This window comes from Paracoccus actinidiae (assembly GCF_030863885.1).
Classification (GTDB): domain Bacteria; phylum Pseudomonadota; class Alphaproteobacteria; order Rhodobacterales; family Rhodobacteraceae; genus Paracoccus; species Paracoccus everestensis.
Window position 1 is genome coordinate 2,680,212 of the sequence record NZ_CP132956.1, and the last position, 15,165, is coordinate 2,695,376.

General features: G+C 65.5%; 15 protein-coding genes and 2 tRNA genes. 4 read left to right on the plus strand and 13 right to left on the minus strand.

Features of this window, described 5'->3' with window-relative positions; all coding sequences use genetic code 11:
• Positions 1 to 56 precede the first annotated feature (56 nt).
• The 3 genes from olsA to Q5701_RS13405 form a co-directional block, all read right to left on the minus strand.
• A complete protein-coding gene (olsA, locus tag Q5701_RS13395) occupies positions 57 to 908 on the minus strand; it encodes a lyso-ornithine lipid O-acyltransferase (RefSeq protein ID WP_306751480.1) in 852 nt (283 codons plus the stop codon).
• Positions 905 to 1,714 carry an L-ornithine N(alpha)-acyltransferase gene (olsB, locus tag Q5701_RS13400; RefSeq protein WP_306751481.1) on the minus strand — a complete coding sequence of 270 codons (810 nt, stop codon included), beginning with the start codon at positions 1,712 to 1,714 and terminating at the stop codon, positions 905 to 907. Before olsB ends, olsA begins: the two co-directional genes overlap by 4 nt.
• A 126-nt stretch (positions 1,715 to 1,840) precedes the next feature.
• On the minus strand, positions 1,841 to 2,020 hold the full coding sequence (locus Q5701_RS13405) for a DUF3553 domain-containing protein (protein ID WP_234855619.1): 180 nt from the start codon (positions 2,018 to 2,020) through the stop codon (positions 1,841 to 1,843).
• Between the two features lie 39 nt (positions 2,021 to 2,059).
• On the opposite strand from Q5701_RS13405, the gene Q5701_RS13410 reads away from it, so the two are divergent.
• Positions 2,060 to 2,683: a histidine phosphotransferase family protein gene (locus Q5701_RS13410; RefSeq protein WP_306751482.1), complete on the plus strand. Its 624-nt coding sequence runs from the start codon at positions 2,060 to 2,062 to the stop codon at positions 2,681 to 2,683.
• A 27-nt stretch (positions 2,684 to 2,710) separates the two neighbouring features.
• Here Q5701_RS13410 and Q5701_RS13415 read toward each other — a convergent pair whose 3' ends face one another.
• The 4 genes from Q5701_RS13415 to Q5701_RS13430 all read right to left on the minus strand — a co-directional run bounded on the left by Q5701_RS13415 (position 2,711) and on the right by Q5701_RS13430 (position 5,434).
• Complete coding sequence (locus tag Q5701_RS13415) at positions 2,711 to 3,976, minus strand: glutamate-5-semialdehyde dehydrogenase (protein WP_306751483.1); 1,266 nt, start codon at positions 3,974 to 3,976, stop codon at positions 2,711 to 2,713.
• 84 nt (positions 3,977 to 4,060) lie between these two features.
• Positions 4,061 to 4,137 (minus strand) — tRNA-Asp (locus Q5701_RS13420).
• 26 nt (positions 4,138 to 4,163) lie between these two features.
• Positions 4,164 to 4,240, minus strand: a tRNA-Asp gene (locus Q5701_RS13425).
• Positions 4,241 to 4,306: 66 nt separating this feature from the next.
• Positions 4,307 to 5,434: an anhydro-N-acetylmuramic acid kinase gene (locus tag Q5701_RS13430; RefSeq protein WP_306751484.1), complete on the minus strand. Its 1,128-nt coding sequence runs from the start codon at positions 5,432 to 5,434 to the stop codon at positions 4,307 to 4,309.
• Positions 5,435 to 5,493: 59 nt separating this feature from the next.
• Between Q5701_RS13430 and tyrS the strand changes: the two genes are divergently transcribed.
• On the plus strand, positions 5,494 to 6,738 hold the full coding sequence (tyrS, locus tag Q5701_RS13435; RefSeq protein WP_306751485.1) for a tyrosine--tRNA ligase: 1,245 nt from the start codon (positions 5,494 to 5,496) through the stop codon (positions 6,736 to 6,738).
• Between the two features lie 121 nt (positions 6,739 to 6,859).
• Positions 6,860 to 6,997, plus strand: a complete 138-nt coding sequence (locus Q5701_RS13440; protein WP_234855614.1) for a hypothetical protein — start codon at positions 6,860 to 6,862, stop codon at positions 6,995 to 6,997.
• Between the two features lie 72 nt (positions 6,998 to 7,069).
• Here the strand turns inward: Q5701_RS13440 and Q5701_RS13445 are convergent, their stop codons facing one another.
• From Q5701_RS13445 to Q5701_RS13470, 6 genes are all read right to left on the minus strand, one after another.
• A complete protein-coding gene (locus Q5701_RS13445) occupies positions 7,070 to 8,029 on the minus strand; it encodes an SPOR domain-containing protein (protein ID WP_306751486.1) in 960 nt (319 codons plus the stop codon).
• Positions 8,030 to 8,096: 67 nt separating this feature from the next.
• Positions 8,097 to 8,729 (minus strand): uracil phosphoribosyltransferase, encoded by a 633-nt coding sequence (gene upp, locus Q5701_RS13450; protein ID WP_306751487.1) that lies wholly within the window; start codon positions 8,727 to 8,729, stop codon positions 8,097 to 8,099.
• Positions 8,726 to 9,685 carry an adenosine deaminase gene (locus Q5701_RS13455; protein WP_306751488.1) on the minus strand — a complete coding sequence of 320 codons (960 nt, stop codon included), beginning with the start codon at positions 9,683 to 9,685 and terminating at the stop codon, positions 8,726 to 8,728. The genes upp and Q5701_RS13455 overlap by 4 nt, the downstream gene beginning before the upstream one ends.
• Positions 9,682 to 10,869 carry a phosphopentomutase gene (locus tag Q5701_RS13460; RefSeq protein ID WP_306751489.1) on the minus strand — a complete coding sequence of 396 codons (1,188 nt, stop codon included), beginning with the start codon at positions 10,867 to 10,869 and terminating at the stop codon, positions 9,682 to 9,684. The genes Q5701_RS13455 and Q5701_RS13460 overlap by 4 nt, the downstream gene beginning before the upstream one ends.
• The gene (locus Q5701_RS13465; RefSeq protein WP_306751490.1) at positions 10,866 to 12,149 is read right to left on the minus strand and encodes a thymidine phosphorylase; all 1,284 of its coding nucleotides are present in this window, start codon (positions 12,147 to 12,149) and stop codon (positions 10,866 to 10,868) included. The genes Q5701_RS13460 and Q5701_RS13465 overlap by 4 nt, the downstream gene beginning before the upstream one ends.
• Positions 12,146 to 12,541: a cytidine deaminase gene (locus tag Q5701_RS13470; protein ID WP_306751491.1), complete on the minus strand. Its 396-nt coding sequence runs from the start codon at positions 12,539 to 12,541 to the stop codon at positions 12,146 to 12,148. Before Q5701_RS13470 ends, Q5701_RS13465 begins: the two co-directional genes overlap by 4 nt.
• A 123-nt stretch (positions 12,542 to 12,664) precedes the next feature.
• On the opposite strand from Q5701_RS13470, the gene Q5701_RS13475 reads away from it, so the two are divergent.
• Positions 12,665 to 14,944, plus strand: coding sequence for an NADP-dependent malic enzyme (locus tag Q5701_RS13475; RefSeq protein WP_306751492.1), 2,280 nt, complete (start codon positions 12,665 to 12,667; stop codon positions 14,942 to 14,944).
• Positions 14,945 to 15,165 lie beyond the last annotated feature (221 nt).

A 15,165-nucleotide genomic window follows, 5' to 3' on the forward strand; every position in this document is an offset into this window, starting at 1 on the left:
ATCCCTAGGGGCTGCGAAAGGTTATCCTACCAAATATGGTCCAATTGGTTGCGCGATCAAGCGACAAGACCATGGCGCACGGCTTCTTCGCAAGCAAAGGCCAGCGTCTTGCGCGTCTGCCCGGCGACCGGAATGGGATCATGCAGGATAACCGTCGCGGTTCCCTGACGCCGCGCCGCAAGCACGGCCAGCAGATGCGGCCCCAGGTCCATGTCGCCCCACCAGCCATAGAAACGCGGATCGGCCCGTTCGGGCGCCTGGTAAACCGTGCTGGCCGGCTGGATCGCCAGTCCCCGTGGCAGCGCGGGGTCCAGGAACCCCTGAAACAGCGTCGGCTTGAAGGGCAGCAGGCGCCGCCCGTCGGTCGATGTGCCTTCGGGAAAGAACAGCAACCGGTGGCCTGCGCTGATGCGCGCCGCGAATTCACCGGCCTGAGCCTGGGCCAGCCGGGGATCGCGGACAACGAAATGGGTATTCGTCACCCGCGTCAGGATATTGATGCCGGGCCAGCCCGCGACCTCGGACTTGCTGACGAAAAACACCGGCATGGCGGCGTTCAGGACCAAGATGTCCAGCCAGCTTGAATGGTTGGCCACGACCGCGCCGGGGCCGCGCATGGGCACCCCCAGCCGCTGCCAGCGGATGCCGATGCAGGCGAGAGCCAGGCGGCAGACGATCTGCACCAACGGTCCTGTCCAGGGGCGCCGTTGACCGTGGAACAGACGCTCGATCCCGCGCAAGGGCAGGATCAACAGCACGCCTGCCAGCAGCGCCAGAACCGCACCTGCACCCCGGCGCAGAACCCGAATCCAATCACGCAGGCCTTGGGGCCGGGCCACAGGCGGCGGCACTGCGTCGCGCCAGGTCGCATCGCCTCGCCCTGGATCAACGGAAGACGGCGGGATCATTGCGGCTGCCAGCGGCTTTCATAGAACTGCCGGTGCTTGTCCGACATCGCGGCGGTGTCCATCAGCAGGAACACGTCGGTGGTGTTGAAGGCGCGATCGATGAACGCCCCCTCGCCCACCATTCCGCCCAGCCGCAGATAGGCCTTGATCAGCGCGGGCATCCCGATCAGCGCGGCGCGCCGGTCCAACCGGTCGGCGGGGATCAGGTCCATGCTGTGAAACCCCTCGGGCTGCGCGCGGGGGCGCAGATCCGAGGGCGCAAGATGATGATGGTGCAGCCAACTGAGCGAAGGCGCCAGCGTCGCGGGATCCGTGCCATGAAAGCTGGCCACGCCGAACAGGATCTGGATCCCATGGTCCAGCACATAATCGGCAAGCGCATTCCACAACAGGAACATCCCCGACCCGCCCCGGCAGGACGGATCGACGCAGGACCGGCCCAGTTCCAGCAGCGGCCGCCCGGACTGGCGCAGCGGCGTCAAATCGTATTCCGCATCGCAGTAAAAACGCCCGAAGTCTTGGGCCCGGTCGCCGCGCAGCAGGCGATACACGCCCACCACATGGTCCAGGTCGTCCGCAGACCGGCGGTTGTCGATCAGGCACAGGTGGTCCACGACGGGATCGAAGTCGTCGCATTCCAGCCGTCGGTCGTGATCGACCAGGGGACCGTCGCCGCCCAGTTCCTCGACGAAGACGCGATAGCGCAGGCGCTGCGCAGCCAGCAAATCCTGTTCCGACACAGCCAGGCGGATGTCGAAAAAGGATGGGTCGGATTTGGTGCGGGCGGCAGCGGCGGACATGGGCATCGCGGTCCTTCTATGGCGCGGGGCCGGGTATTGCAACGATGCAGCAGGCTGGCACAAACGTCATGGACAGCCGCAAGACGGCTTGCGCAGGACAATCAAAGGTTGCAATCGTTCCGCATGAACCGCTTAGCCGCCGTGCGACCAGACGATATCCAGTGAAACCCGCCTGCCGTCTATCACCTGCTTTCCGGCTTCGGCGAAATTGACCGTGATCCGGTCGCCGATGCGTGATTGCACCTGGCCTTCCCCCCATTCGGGCGCGCCGGGATGTCTGACGATCATGCCGGGTTCCAGGATTTCGTTCACGGCAAACCCCCTTCGTGACTTCGTGAAAGGTAACGCCGCATGACCCCCGATACAACGCGCATCGCGCAGGCCGATCTGGCGCAACTGCTTGGCTCGCGGCTGTGCCATGACCTGGTCTCACCTTTGGGGGCCATCGGCAACGGGGTGGAACTGCTGGAAATGTCGCCGGAATTTCCGGGCATCGGCGCCAGTCCCGAACTCATGCTGATCGCGGAATCGGTGGCGGCGGCACGCGCGCGCATCCAGTTGTTCCGCGTGGCGTTTGGTCAGGCCCAAGGCGATCAACGGGTGTCTCGGGCAAGTCTGGCGCAGCTTCTGGACGGCTTTTCCGGCCAGGGCCGCCTGCGTGTCCAGCTGGAGGCCGAGGGCGATTTCGCCCGCGTGGAACTGCGCATGATCATGCTGGCAATGATGTGTCTGGAAAGCGCCCTGCCTTGGGGAGGTGCCGTCACGGTGGTCCATGACGGGGGCCGGTGGCGTCTGGTGGGACAGGCTGACCGGGTCAAGCAGGATCCTGCCCTGTGGGCTTGGCTGGGCGGCGACGATCCCCGGGCGCCCGCCCCGTCCGAGGTTCACTTTGCCCTTCTGGCCCAAGCCCTTGCCGATGCGAACCGCCAGCCTGCCTGGGATATGGACGAAAAGGGGGCCGAGATCGCATTCTGATCCCGGCCACGGTCCAGGCCCAGGGAATCAGGCGCGAATCGCCCCGTCGCCCCGGACCAGGTATTTGAAGCTGGTCAGCTGTTCCGCCCCCACCGGACCACGCGCGTGCATCTTGCCCGTGGCGATGCCGATTTCCGCGCCCATTCCGAATTCCCCGCCATCGGCGAACTGGGTCGAGGCGTTGTGCATCAGGATCGCACTGTCCAGTCCGGTCAGGAACCGCTGCGCTGTCGCGTCATCTTCGGTCAGGATCGATTCGGTATGCTGGCTGCCATACCGGCGGATATGGGCAATGGCCTCGTCCACGCCATCGACCAGCCTTGCGGCAATGATCATGTCCAGGAATTCACGCCCGAAGTCGTCGGGCTGCGCCGGGACCGTGCCCGGTATCCCCGCCAAGGCTTCATCCGCGCGGACCTCGACCCCCGCCTCCAGCAGGGCCTGGATCAACGCGGGACCGTGCTTGGCATGATAGGCTTGGTCGATCAGCAGGCATTCCGCCGCGCCGCAGATGCCGGTGCGACGGGTCTTGGCGTTCAACACCACGCGAAGCGCCTTGTCTGGGTCGGCGGCGGCATCGACATAGATGTGGCAGATGCCTTCCAGATGCGCAAAGACCGGCACCCGCGCCTCGCGCTGAACCAGCCCGACCAAGCCCTTGCCGCCGCGCGGAATGATCACGTCGATCAGTCCTTGCGCTTGCAGCATGGCGGTTACGGCGTCACGGTCGCGGGTCGGCACAAGCTGGATCGCGGCTTCGGGCAGGCCCGCCTGGCGCAGCCCTTCGACCATGCAGGCGTGGATCGCACGGGCGGAATGCAGGCTCTCCGACCCGCCCCGCAGGATCACCGCGTTGCCAGATTTCAACGCCAGGGCGCCCGCATCTGCGGTCACGTTCGGACGGCTTTCATAGATGACGCCGATCACGCCGATGGGGGTGCGGACCCGCTGGATATGCAGTCCGTTCGGACGGTCCCATTCCGCCACGACCTTGCCCACCGGATCGGGCTGTTCGGCTACGGCGCGCAGCCCGTTCTCGATGCCGCGCAGGCGGTCGGGGTCCAGGCGCAGCCGGTCCAGCATGGATTCGGCCAGGCCCTTGTCGCGGCCGAACTGCATATCCTTTTCGTTCGCGGCCAGAATGTCGGCCTGACGATCCCGCAGCGCATCGGCGGCGCGGATCAGGGCCGTGTGCTTCTGCCCGGCTGTGGCCTGCGCCAAAGCCACCGCCGCCGCGCGCGCGGCCTCGCCCATCCGGTCGATCAACGCCGTCGCGTTGTCTTGGTCGGTCATGCCAGTGTCCATTCGCAATCCTCCGCCAGCGGGGTTACGTCTTAGCGGACAAGCACAGGAAAGGTTAGATCAAAAAGGGGGATATGGCGCGGTTGACGGGGCTCGAACCCGCGACCCCCGGCGTGACAGGCCGGTACTCTAACCAACTGAGCTACAACCGCGCATATATCCGGGCGAAAGTTGTGTGTGGCGCGGTTGACGGGGCTCGAACCCGCGACCCCCGGCGTGACAGGCCGGTACTCTAACCAACTGAGCTACAACCGCACACTCACCACCCCGACAGATCGCCCTTCGGGGTGAGGGGCGGTTTACGCAGACACATCGCCCCCGTCAAGGGCGCGTCGGAAAAAATCGGCGCGTGCGGCGCGGATAACTGATCCGCCCGCCGCAACAGGGTGCGGGAACACCGGTCGTGGAAGGCCCCGAGGTCGGCAATCCTTGCAGGACACGCGCAGCCAGCCAGCCAAAGGCCTGCGCTTCCAGCATATCACCGTCCAGGCCCGCAGCCTCGACCTTCTGGACATCGCAGGGCAGCGCCATCGCCAGGTGTTCCATGATCACGGGGTTATGCCGCCCACCGCCGCAAACCAGCACGGCGGCAGGAACGGAGGGCAGCCAACGGAACCCGGCCGCGACCGCGCCTGTCAAGGCGGCAACCAAGGTGGCGGCGGCATCGGCATCGGACAGCGGTTCCACGGCAGCAGCAAGGCCCGCGAACTGGTCGCGGTCTAGCGACTTGGGCGGTGGGCGGTCGAACCAGGTATGGCGCAGGAAATCCGCGACGATGCCGTCATCCGCCCGGCCCGCGGCGGCAAGCGCACCATTCGCATCGTGACTGCGGCGCAGCCTGCGCCGTGTCAGGTCGTTGATCGGCGCATTGGCGGGTCCGGTGTCGAAGGCGAGGCAGGCCCCCGCCGCTTCAGGCGCTGGCGCCGTGGGATCGACCCAGGTGATGTTGCCCACCCCGCCCAGGTTCAGGAAAGCCACCGGCTGCGCGGGCAGCAGCCCCTGCCCCGCAGCCCAGGCCGCGCAGGCCCAATGGAAGAACGGCGCCAAAGGTGCGCCTTCGCCACCCTGGCGCACATCTTCGGTCCGAAAATCCCAGACGACCGGGCGATCCGCCTGCCGCGCCAGCAGCGCGCCGTCGCCCGCCTGATGCGTCCCCCGGCCGTGCGGATCATGGGCCAGGGTCTGGCCGTGATAGCCGATCAACCCGGCTTCGGGAAAATCGGCGGCCAGGGCCATGTGGCTTTCAACCGAGATTGCAGCGGCGCCTGCCACCCCTGCCTCTCCCGGCCAGCGGCCAAGCGCCCCGTGCAGCACGGCGGATTCGTTGTGAGAGTAAGCGCGGAACCCGCTGCGGCCAAAACCGCCGATCCGCACGCCGTCGGTTTCGATCATCGCCGCATCCACCCCGTCCATCGAGGTGCCCGACATCATTCCCAGAACCCGGATCATCGCGCTTTTCCTTCCCTGCCCCAGCCGGTATATCCGCCCCGACCAGAAGGAAGAAGCCCATGACCTTTCAGCCCAAGTCCGATTTCCTGCGCGTGATGATCGAGCGCGGCTATGTCGCCGATTGCACGGATTACGCGGCACTGGACGGGGCGCTGCTGGAGGGGCCGGTCACGGCCTATATCGGCTATGACGCGACGGCGGCGTCGCTGCACGTCGGCCACCTGCTGAACATCATGATGCTGCGGTGGTTCCAGAAGACCGGCAACCGCCCGATTACGCTGATGGGCGGGGGCACGACCAAGGTGGGCGACCCGTCCTTCCGGTCCGAGGAACGGCCCTTGCTGGACGATGCCGCGATCCAGTCCAATATCGACGGGATGCAGCAGGTTTTTGCGCGCTATCTGTCCTATGGCGACAATGCGGCCACCATGCTGAACAACGCGGAATGGCTGGACGGGCTGAACTATCTGGAATTCCTGCGTGACATCGGGCGGCATTTCAGTGTCAACCGGATGCTGTCCTTTGAATCGGTCAAATCCCGGCTGGATCGCGAACAGTCGCTGTCCTTCCTGGAATTCAACTACATGATCCTGCAGGCCTATGATTTCCTGGAACTGCACCGCCGCTACGACTGCCGGTTACAGATGGGCGGGTCGGATCAATGGGGCAATATCCTCAACGGCATAGACCTGACCCGGCGGGTGGACGATGCGGTGGTCTGGGGGCTGACCTCTCCGCTGCTGACAACCAGCGACGGGCGCAAGATGGGCAAGTCCGCCGGTGGTGCCGTCTGGCTGAACGGGGCGATGCTGTCGCCCTATGACTTCTGGCAGTTCTGGCGCAACACCACGGATGCCGATGTGGGGCGGTTCCTGAAGCTGTACACCGAGCTGCCGGTCAGCGAATGCGACCGTCTGGGCGCCCTGCAAGGGTCCGAGATCAACGAGGCCAAGATCCGCCTGGCAAACGAGGTCACGACCCTGCTGCACGGAGCGGACGCCGCCGCACGCGCCGAGGCAACCGCGCGCGAGGTCTTTGAACAGGGCGGCGCGGGGGGTGATCTGGAAACCGCGATGGTTCCTGCCGATGTGCTTTCAGGCGGCCTGACCGTGGCGCAACTGCTGGTGCAGACGGGCATCACGGCTTCGGGAAAAGAGGCCAAGCGCCTGATCGCCGAGGGCGGGTTGCGGTTGAACAACCAGGCAGTGTCCGATCCTCAGATGGCGGTGGACGCGGCGCTGATCGGGGACGGGCTGAAGGTGTCTGTGGGCAAGAAGAAGCACCGGATGGTCCAGGTCGGCTAATGCATCTGCTGCATGGCAGCATTGCAAGGGTGGTTTACGCTGCGTCGCAGCAATGGACACCATGGCATACCGCCCCTATTTTTCATCGGGGGAGAACCACTTCGACCCGAAAGACAGGACAATGGCACAAGACACACAACCCCTCAGCATCAGCGCCCGCAAGTTGCAGGCCCAGGCCGATGCCGTGCTGGATCAGATGTTCGCCTATTTCACCCGCGAGGAAGCACCGCGCGTGATCGAAACGCGCCGCGCAGCCTAAGCGCGACACCCTGACCAGCAGTATTTCCCGGGGGCGTTCGCGCCCCCTTTGCATATCTGTGCCTCGGCATCACTAGCGAGCCACGGCGCGGGGCCAGCCATTTGCTCGCAGCCGTGCAAGTGCCGCCACCAAGGCCTGCCTGTCCGCAAATGGCCCGGCAAGGATCGCCTTGCCAAGATTATCCTTCATCTTCTGATCGCGTTGCGCCGTGCGATAGCCCATGCCTGCCAAGCGTCGCAATGCCGCCATCGCATTGGCCTCATCGGCATAGGTGCCGATCTCCACATACCGGGCATTGGCCGGGATCATCTCGACCATGGCTGATTTCTCAGCCTTGGAGACTGCCGACCTGCGAGCGACGACCGAGGCAGGCCCAGGCCCCGATTCACGCGGGCGTACAGCCTGGCGGGCCGTGGTATCGGCTGCCACATTGTCGGGTGTTTCAGTTTCCACTGCGGGGGTCGATGTCGCGGTCGTTCCTGTGATCTGCGGCATGGGCTCGGGCGCTGTCATGCCTGGGCAAAGGCCCTGCGTCACATCACCCCCGATGATCGCTGTCGGACCCACCCCTGGACGATAGCCAAGCCGCGCGCAAAGGCCATCGGGCGCTTGCCCTGCCATGGCGCTGCGCAGCCGGGCCTCTATGTCGATCTGGTCCTGCAAGGTCGCATCCAGCACCGCCTGCGCGGGATCGGGGACGATATCGGCCATGGGCGTCGCCGGGACATCCGTTACCAGATCGCCGGATTTCAACCCTTGGGCCAGAACCTCGGCCAAGGCTTCCTCGGGCGACGGCGGGGCGTCAACCGGCGTCGTGTCGGCCAAGGCCGGCAGGCTGGGGGGAAAACCGCAGATCGGTGCGCCCTGCTTGTCCGTCCGGGGTTCCCAGGCTTCGCCCTTGCGAACAAAGACGCAGCCGGACCTGTCGATATATTGCGCGCCCGGGAAGTCCCCGGGCGGGGGCGGCTCGGGCATTGCCCAGATCCGTCCCGGCAGCAAAATCACCAGTACCATCCAACGCAAGACCCACATTCGCCACCCGCGATTCGACTTCACGGATCCTGCATAGGGACAAAGCCTGAAGCGCCGGTTAACGCGGCTACTTGGTGCCGAACATCCGGTCGCCTGCATCCCCCAGGCCCGGCACGATATAGCCGTGGTCGTCCAGCCGTTCGTCCAGGGACGCGGTAAAGATCGGCACGTCAGGATGGGCCTGGCGCATCCGTTCGACCCCTTCGGGCGCGGCCAGCAGGCACAGGAAACGCAGGTTGGTGGCACCACGCGCCTTGAGCATGTCGATCGCCGCAACGGAGGAATTGCCGGTCGCCAGCATGGGATCCACGACAATGGTCAGCCGCGCGTCCAGTTCTTTGGGAACCTTGCAGTAATATTCCACGGGTTGCAGCGTTTCGGGATCGCGATACAGGCCCACGAAGCCCACGCGCGCGCCGGGAATCATTTCCAGGATTCCGTCCAAAAGTCCGTTCCCCGCCCGCAGGATCGAGATCAAGGCAAGCTTCTTTCCTTCCAGCGTCGGGGCATCCATCGCGCAGACCGGAGTTTCAATACGCGTCATGGTCAGTTCCAGTTCGCGCGTCACCTCATAGGCCAAAAGCAGGCTGATTTCGCGCAGCAGACGCCGGAATCCGGCGGTGGACACGTCCTTCTGCCGCATGATCGTCAGCTTGTGCTGGACAAGCGGGTGGTCGATGACGGTCAGGTGCTGGTTCACGGAAACTCCTTCAAAAGCCGGTCGCGGGTCGCCTGGTCGCAGAATGCGGCATCGGCGGCCCAACTGTTGATCTGCGCGAACTCCGTATCGCCCCAACCGAAGGCATCGGCAAGCCGGTCGTATTCATGACGCATGGTCGTGTGGAAGAACGGCGGGTCGTCGGTGGACACGGTAACGCGCAGGCCTGCGTCGGCCAGCCGGGCAATGGGATGGGCAGGCCAATCGGGATAAAGGCCAAGCGCCACATTCGATCCGGGGCAAACCTCCAGCGTGATGCCGGATTCGGCCAGATCGCGGACAAGGGCCGGATCCTCGATGGCGCGGACGCCGTGTCCGATTCGGCTACAGCCAAGTGCCAGGGCGTCGCGGATGCTGTCGGGACCGCGCCATTCGCCGGCATGGCAGGTCAGGCCCAACCCAGCTTCCCGCGCGCAGTCGAAGGACCAGGCATAATCGGTCGCGCGGCCCACCGCCTCGGCCCCGCCCATGCCGAAGCCTGTGACCCAGGCGCCCGCTGTTTCAGCCGCGCAAATTGCCGTCTTCCTGGCCCGGTCCGGACCGAAATGACGGATGGCGGTCAGGATGGCACGGCTGTCGATGCCCTCGCCCCGCGCCTTTTCAGCGACTTCGGCCATGGCGGCCAGGTAGTCGCGCCAAGCCGACAGGTCGCCGCCGCCGCAGAATTCGGGCGAAACGAACAATTCAGTATAAACCACGCCCTGTTCGGCAGACCGTTCCAGAACCTCGGCCAACAGGCGGGCATAGTCCCGGGGCGTTTGCAGGACGCTGCTTGCCGCCTCGTAGCAGCGCAGGAAACCGTCGAAGCCGTCATAGGCGTAATCGCCGCGCTCATCGAAAACGCCTGACAGGTCGGCGTGCTTTTCCGCCGCAAGGCTGCGGATGAAGGCAGCGGGGGCCGCGCCTTCCAGATGCAGGTGCAGTTCGATCTTCTTCACAGGAACGACCTTCCATGATCGGGCGGCGGCAGGCCCAGATGCGCGAGGGTCGAGGCGCCGATGTCGCTGAAACCCACCAGCCCGATATTCTGCGCGCCAAGACCATGGCCCAGGACCGCAACGCGTTCACGCGTATGGTCGGTGCCCGCCCAGGACGGGTCGTTACCATGATCGGCGGTGAAGATCGCCAGATCGCCGGGGCGAAGCGTGGCAAGGAACCGGCCTGCCACCCCGTCGAACCATTCCAGTTGCGCGGTATAGCCGGGAATGTCGCGGCGGTGGCCAAAATTTGTGTCGAATTCGACGAAATTGGCAAATGTGAGGCTGCCTGGTTCGGCATCGCGCCCCAGACGGATCAGGTGATCGGCCAGATCGGCGTCGGACTTGCCCTTGTGCAGACGGGTGATGCCACGATGGCTGAAGATATCGCCGATCTTGCCGACGGCGTGGGTGACGCGGCCCGCCCCCTGGGCAATGTCCAGAATCGTGCGGCCGGGGGGCGCGATGGCAAAGTCCCGGCGGTTGCCGGTGCGGCGGAACGTGCCCGGCCCCTCGCCCAGGAAGGGACGGGCGATCACGCGGCCCACGCGCATCGCGTGCAGGCTGGGGGCAAGCGCCTCGCACAACCCGATCAGGCGATCCAACCCGAAATGATCCTCGTGCGCGGCGATCTGCAACACGCTGTCAACCGAGGTATAGCAGATCGGCCAGCCGGTGCGGATATGGTCGGCCCCGAAATCCTCGATCACCTGCGTTCCTGGGGCATGACAGTTGGCCAGGATCCCTTCGGTCCCCGCCAGGGCGCAGATCCGTGCTGTCACCTCGGGCGGAAAGGCGGGGGTCGAGTTAGGGAAATAGTGCCAATCCCAGGGCACCGGCACGCCCCCGATTTCCCAATGCCCCGAGGGCGTGTCCTTGCCGCGCGAGATTTCGGTCGCTGCCCCCCAAAGCCCCTGCGGCGTGACCATCAGCCCCGGGGCATCCTGCCCTGACGCAAGCCGCACGGCCGCGCCAAGGCCAAGCCGCGCCAGGTTCGGCATATGCAGCGGCTGCGCCTGTGCGATATGGGCCACGGTATTGGCGCCGGTATCGGGCAGGTCGCCGTTGAAGAACTGGTCCGCATCGGGTGCGCCGCCGATGCCCACGCTGTCCATGACGATCAGAAAGGCGCGCTTGTCCGTCACGGCGCGATCCTGTCGCGGACCAGGGGGCCGGGCGCCGCGCCATCGCCCAGCCGATATGCAGCGGTGACGGCGGCAATGGCAACCTCGGCTGCAGTGTCGTCGGCGGCGTGGACAAGGGCCAGCGGGCGGCCTGGGCCGACCTGTTCGTCCAGCTTGGCCAGCATGGACAGGCCCACGCGCGGGTCAATCGCCTCGCCCGCGCGGACGCGGCCCCCGCCCAGTGCGACAACGGCATGACCAAGCGCGGTCACGTCAATCTGTGCCACCCGGCTTTCGGGAGCAGGAACGGGACGGATCACAGGCGCGGGGATCAAATGCGCTTCGGGGCGGTCCAACAGGTCGAACGGCCCGCCCTGGGCGGCAACCATGCGGCCGAAAATTTCAGCCGCGGCACCGGAATCCAGCAGGTCGGACAGGCCCGCATCCCCCTGCCCCACCAGCCGCAGCACCTCGGACCCAAGGGCCAGCGTCAGGTCGCGCAAGGCACCTGCCTCGCCTTTCAGGACGCGGATCGACTCGGCGATTTCCAGGGCATTCCCGGCGCTGCGGGCCACGGGCTGATCCATGTCCGTAATCAGCGCCGACGTAGCGCACCCAGCGCCATTGGCGGTTTCCACCAGGGCCTGTGCCAACCGCCCCGAGGATTCGGCCTGTCGCAGGAACGCGCCCGACCCAGCCTTCACGTCCAGCACAAGCGCCTGCAAGCCTGCCGCCAGCTTCTTGGACAGGATGGACGCGGTGATCAGGTCGATGGATTCCACCGTGGCCGATTCGTCGCGGATCGCGTACAGCCTGCGGTCGGCAGGCGCGAAATCGGCGCTGGCGGCCACGATGGCGCAGCCCGTGGTGCGGACGATGCGGCGGAAATCATCCTCGGACTGGTCGCAGCGGTATCCGGGGATCGCCTCCAGCTTGTCCAGCGTGCCGCCGGTATGGCCTAGACCCCGACCCGAGATCATCGGCACGAACATTCCCCGCGCGGCCAGCAGCGGCGCCAGAACCAGGCTTGTCGCATCGCCGATACCGCCGGTCGAGTGCTTGTCCACGACAGGCCCCGGCAGATCCCAATGCAGGACATGGCCCGAATCGCGCATGGCCCGGGTCAGCGCCACGCGTCCCGGCACGCCGATCCCCTTGACCAGCACCGCCATGGCAAAGGCCCCTGCCTGGGCATCGCTGATCGACCCGTTCGCCAGGCCCTGCGCAATCAGCGCCGCGCCCGGCCCATCCAGCCCGCGACCGTCTCGGATGGCCGTGATAACGGGACGCGGATCGGTCATTCAGTCCTGGCCATGTGACCGGCGTCAAAGCGTCCCGGCAGCAGTTCACCGACCGTTGTCGCAAGCGTCGCACCCTCGGTCGTGGCCAGCAGGACCGGCGTATCGCCGCGCCCGAATTCCGCCAGCTTCTGACGGCACCCGCCGCAGGGCGGCACGGGCGAAGGGCTGTCGGCGATTACCGCAACCTCGATCATTTCTGTTTCGCCCGCGGCGACCATGGCGGCAATGGCCCCTGCCTCGGCGCAGGTTCCTTCGGGATAGGCTACGTTTTCCACGTTGCAGCCGCGATAGACAGCGCCCGATGCCCCCCGGATGGCCGCGCCCACCTTGAACCGGGAATAAGGAACATAGGCCATTTCTCGCACGGCGCGGGCGGCATCCAGCAGCGACATCCGGTTCTCCTGTAATGGTTGCGACAGTTTCGCGCAGCGTTGCCGCTAACGCAAGGTGAACCCTTCTGTTCCCCGCCGCCGGAATGGTTTAACGGTGAACCAGTTTCGACCAAGGGGGCCAAGATGGACGATCGCAGGCAGGACAATGCCCGGCAAGAGGCGCTGGATTATCACGAATTCCCGCGCCCGGGTAAGCTGGAAATCCGCGCGACCAAGCCCTTGGCCAACGGGCGCGACCTGGCCCGTGCCTATTCCCCGGGCGTGGCCGAGGCCTGTCTGGAAATCCAGGCCGATCCCACCAATGCCAGCCGCTATACGTCGCGCGGGAACCTGGTCGCTGTGGTTTCCAACGGCACGGCGGTCCTGGGCCTGGGCAACATCGGCGCGGCCGCGTCCAAGCCGGTGATGGAAGGCAAGGCCGTCCTGTTCAAGAAATTCGCCAATATCGACTGCTTCGATATCGAGGTGAACGAATCCGACCCCGAAAGGCTGGCCGACATCGTCTGTGCGCTGGAACCCACCTTTGGCGCGATCAACCTGGAAGACATCAAGGCCCCCGACTGCTTCATCGTCGAAAAGCTGTGCCGGGAACGGATGAATATCCCGGTCTTTCATGACGACCAGCATGGCACCGCCATCGTCGTGGGCGCCGCGGCGACCAACGCCCTTCACGTGGCCGGCAAGCGGTTCGAGGATATCAAGGTCGTGTCCACCGGCGGCGGGGCGGCGGGGATCGCTTGTCTGAATATGCTGCTGAAGCTGGGTGTCAAACGGGAAAACGTCTGGCTCTGCGACATCCACGGTCTGGTCTACAAGGGCCGGGTCGAGGATATGACAGTCCAGAAAGCCGCCTTTGCGCAGGAAACCGACGCCCGCACCCTGGCCGAGGTCATCGACGACGCGGATCTGTTCCTGGGCCTGTCCGGTCCCGGCGTCCTGAAGCCGGACATGGTGGCGAAAATGGCCCGCGGCCCGATCATCTTCGCGCTTGCGAATCCCTCGCCGGAAATCCTGCCGGACGATGCGCGCGCAGTTGCCCCCGACGCAATCATCGCCACGGGGCGCAGCGATTTTCCGAACCAGGTGAACAACGTCCTGTGCTTCCCCTTCATCTTCCGCGGCGCGCTTGATGCGGGCGCAACCACGATCAACGCGGAAATGGAGTTGGCCTGCATTGAAGGCATCGCGGCCCTGGCACGCGCCACCACGGCGGCAGAAGCTGCGGCAGCCTATCGGGGCGAGACGCTGACCTTTGGTCCCGAATACCTGATCCCCAAGCCCTTCGACCCGCGCCTTGTAGGCGTGGTCAGTTCCGCGGTAGCCCGCGCTGCCATGGAAACCGGCGTCGCCACGCGTCCCATCGCCGACCTTGAAGCCTACAAGCGCAAGCTGGACAGTTCCGTCTTCCGCTCGGCCCTGATCATGCGCCCGGTCTTCGAGGCTGCGGCCACCGCCACCCGCCGCATCGCCTTTGCCGAGGGCGAGGACGAACGCGTGCTGCGCGCGGCCAATGCCATGCTGGAGGAAACGACCGACGTACCGATTCTGATCGGCCGCCCCGAAGTCATTGCCATGCGCGCCGAACGCGCGGGCCTGCCGATCCGCCCCGAACGCGATTTCGAGATCGTGAACCCGGAAAACGACCCGCGCTATCGCGATTACTGGGAAACCTATCACCAGGTCATGGCGCGGCGCGGCGTCAGCCCAGACATTGCCCGCGCGATCATGCGCACCAACACCACCGCCATTGCCGCCGTCATGGTCCACCGGGGCGAAGCCGACAGCCTGATCTGCGGCACCTTCGGGCAATATTCCTGGCACCTGCGCTATATCCGGGAAATTCTGGCGCGCGATGGCTTGTCCCCCGTAGGGGCACTTTCGATGATCATCCTGGAAGACGGGCCGCTGTTCGTTGCGGATACGCAATGCCACGACGATCCGACGCCCCATCAGGTGATGGAAACGGTGCTGGGCGCCGCGCGCCATGTCCGCCGCTTTGGCCTGACGCCCAAGATCGCGCTGTGCTGCCATTCGCAGTTCGGGAACCTGGACACCTATACCGGCCGCAAGATGCGCGAGGCGCTGGCCTTGCTGGATGCGAAAAAGCCCGACTTCATGTATGACGGCGAAATGCACGTCGATGCGGCGCTTGATCCCGCCCTGCGCGAACGCATCTTTCCCGGATCGCGGCTGGAAGGCGTGGCGAATGTGCTGGTCTTCGCCGGCACGGATGCCGCATCGGGGGTGCGCAACGCGCTGAAGATGCGTGCCAACGGGCTAGAGGTCGGGCCTATCCTGATGGGCATGGGCAACCGCGCCCATATCGTCACGCCCTCCATCACCACGCGCGGCTTGCTGAACATGAGCGTCCTGGCCGGAACCCCGGTGGCCCATTACAGTTAAACCCCGCGCCCGGGCGATTCGGTCCACCGGTCGCCCGGATTGCTGCAACTGCATTGCTGCATTTGCAAAATCGTTGTCCTCGCATGGCGTGGTTTGCAGCCATTTCCAGTTTGCAAACTGATCCGGTGTCTATTTGCTATATTTTGCCGCGCCTGCCTTACCTGTTCCGCTAACATCGTTGCGCGAAGCCCGTGTCGCTGCGTAACACATGGAACAGGAGT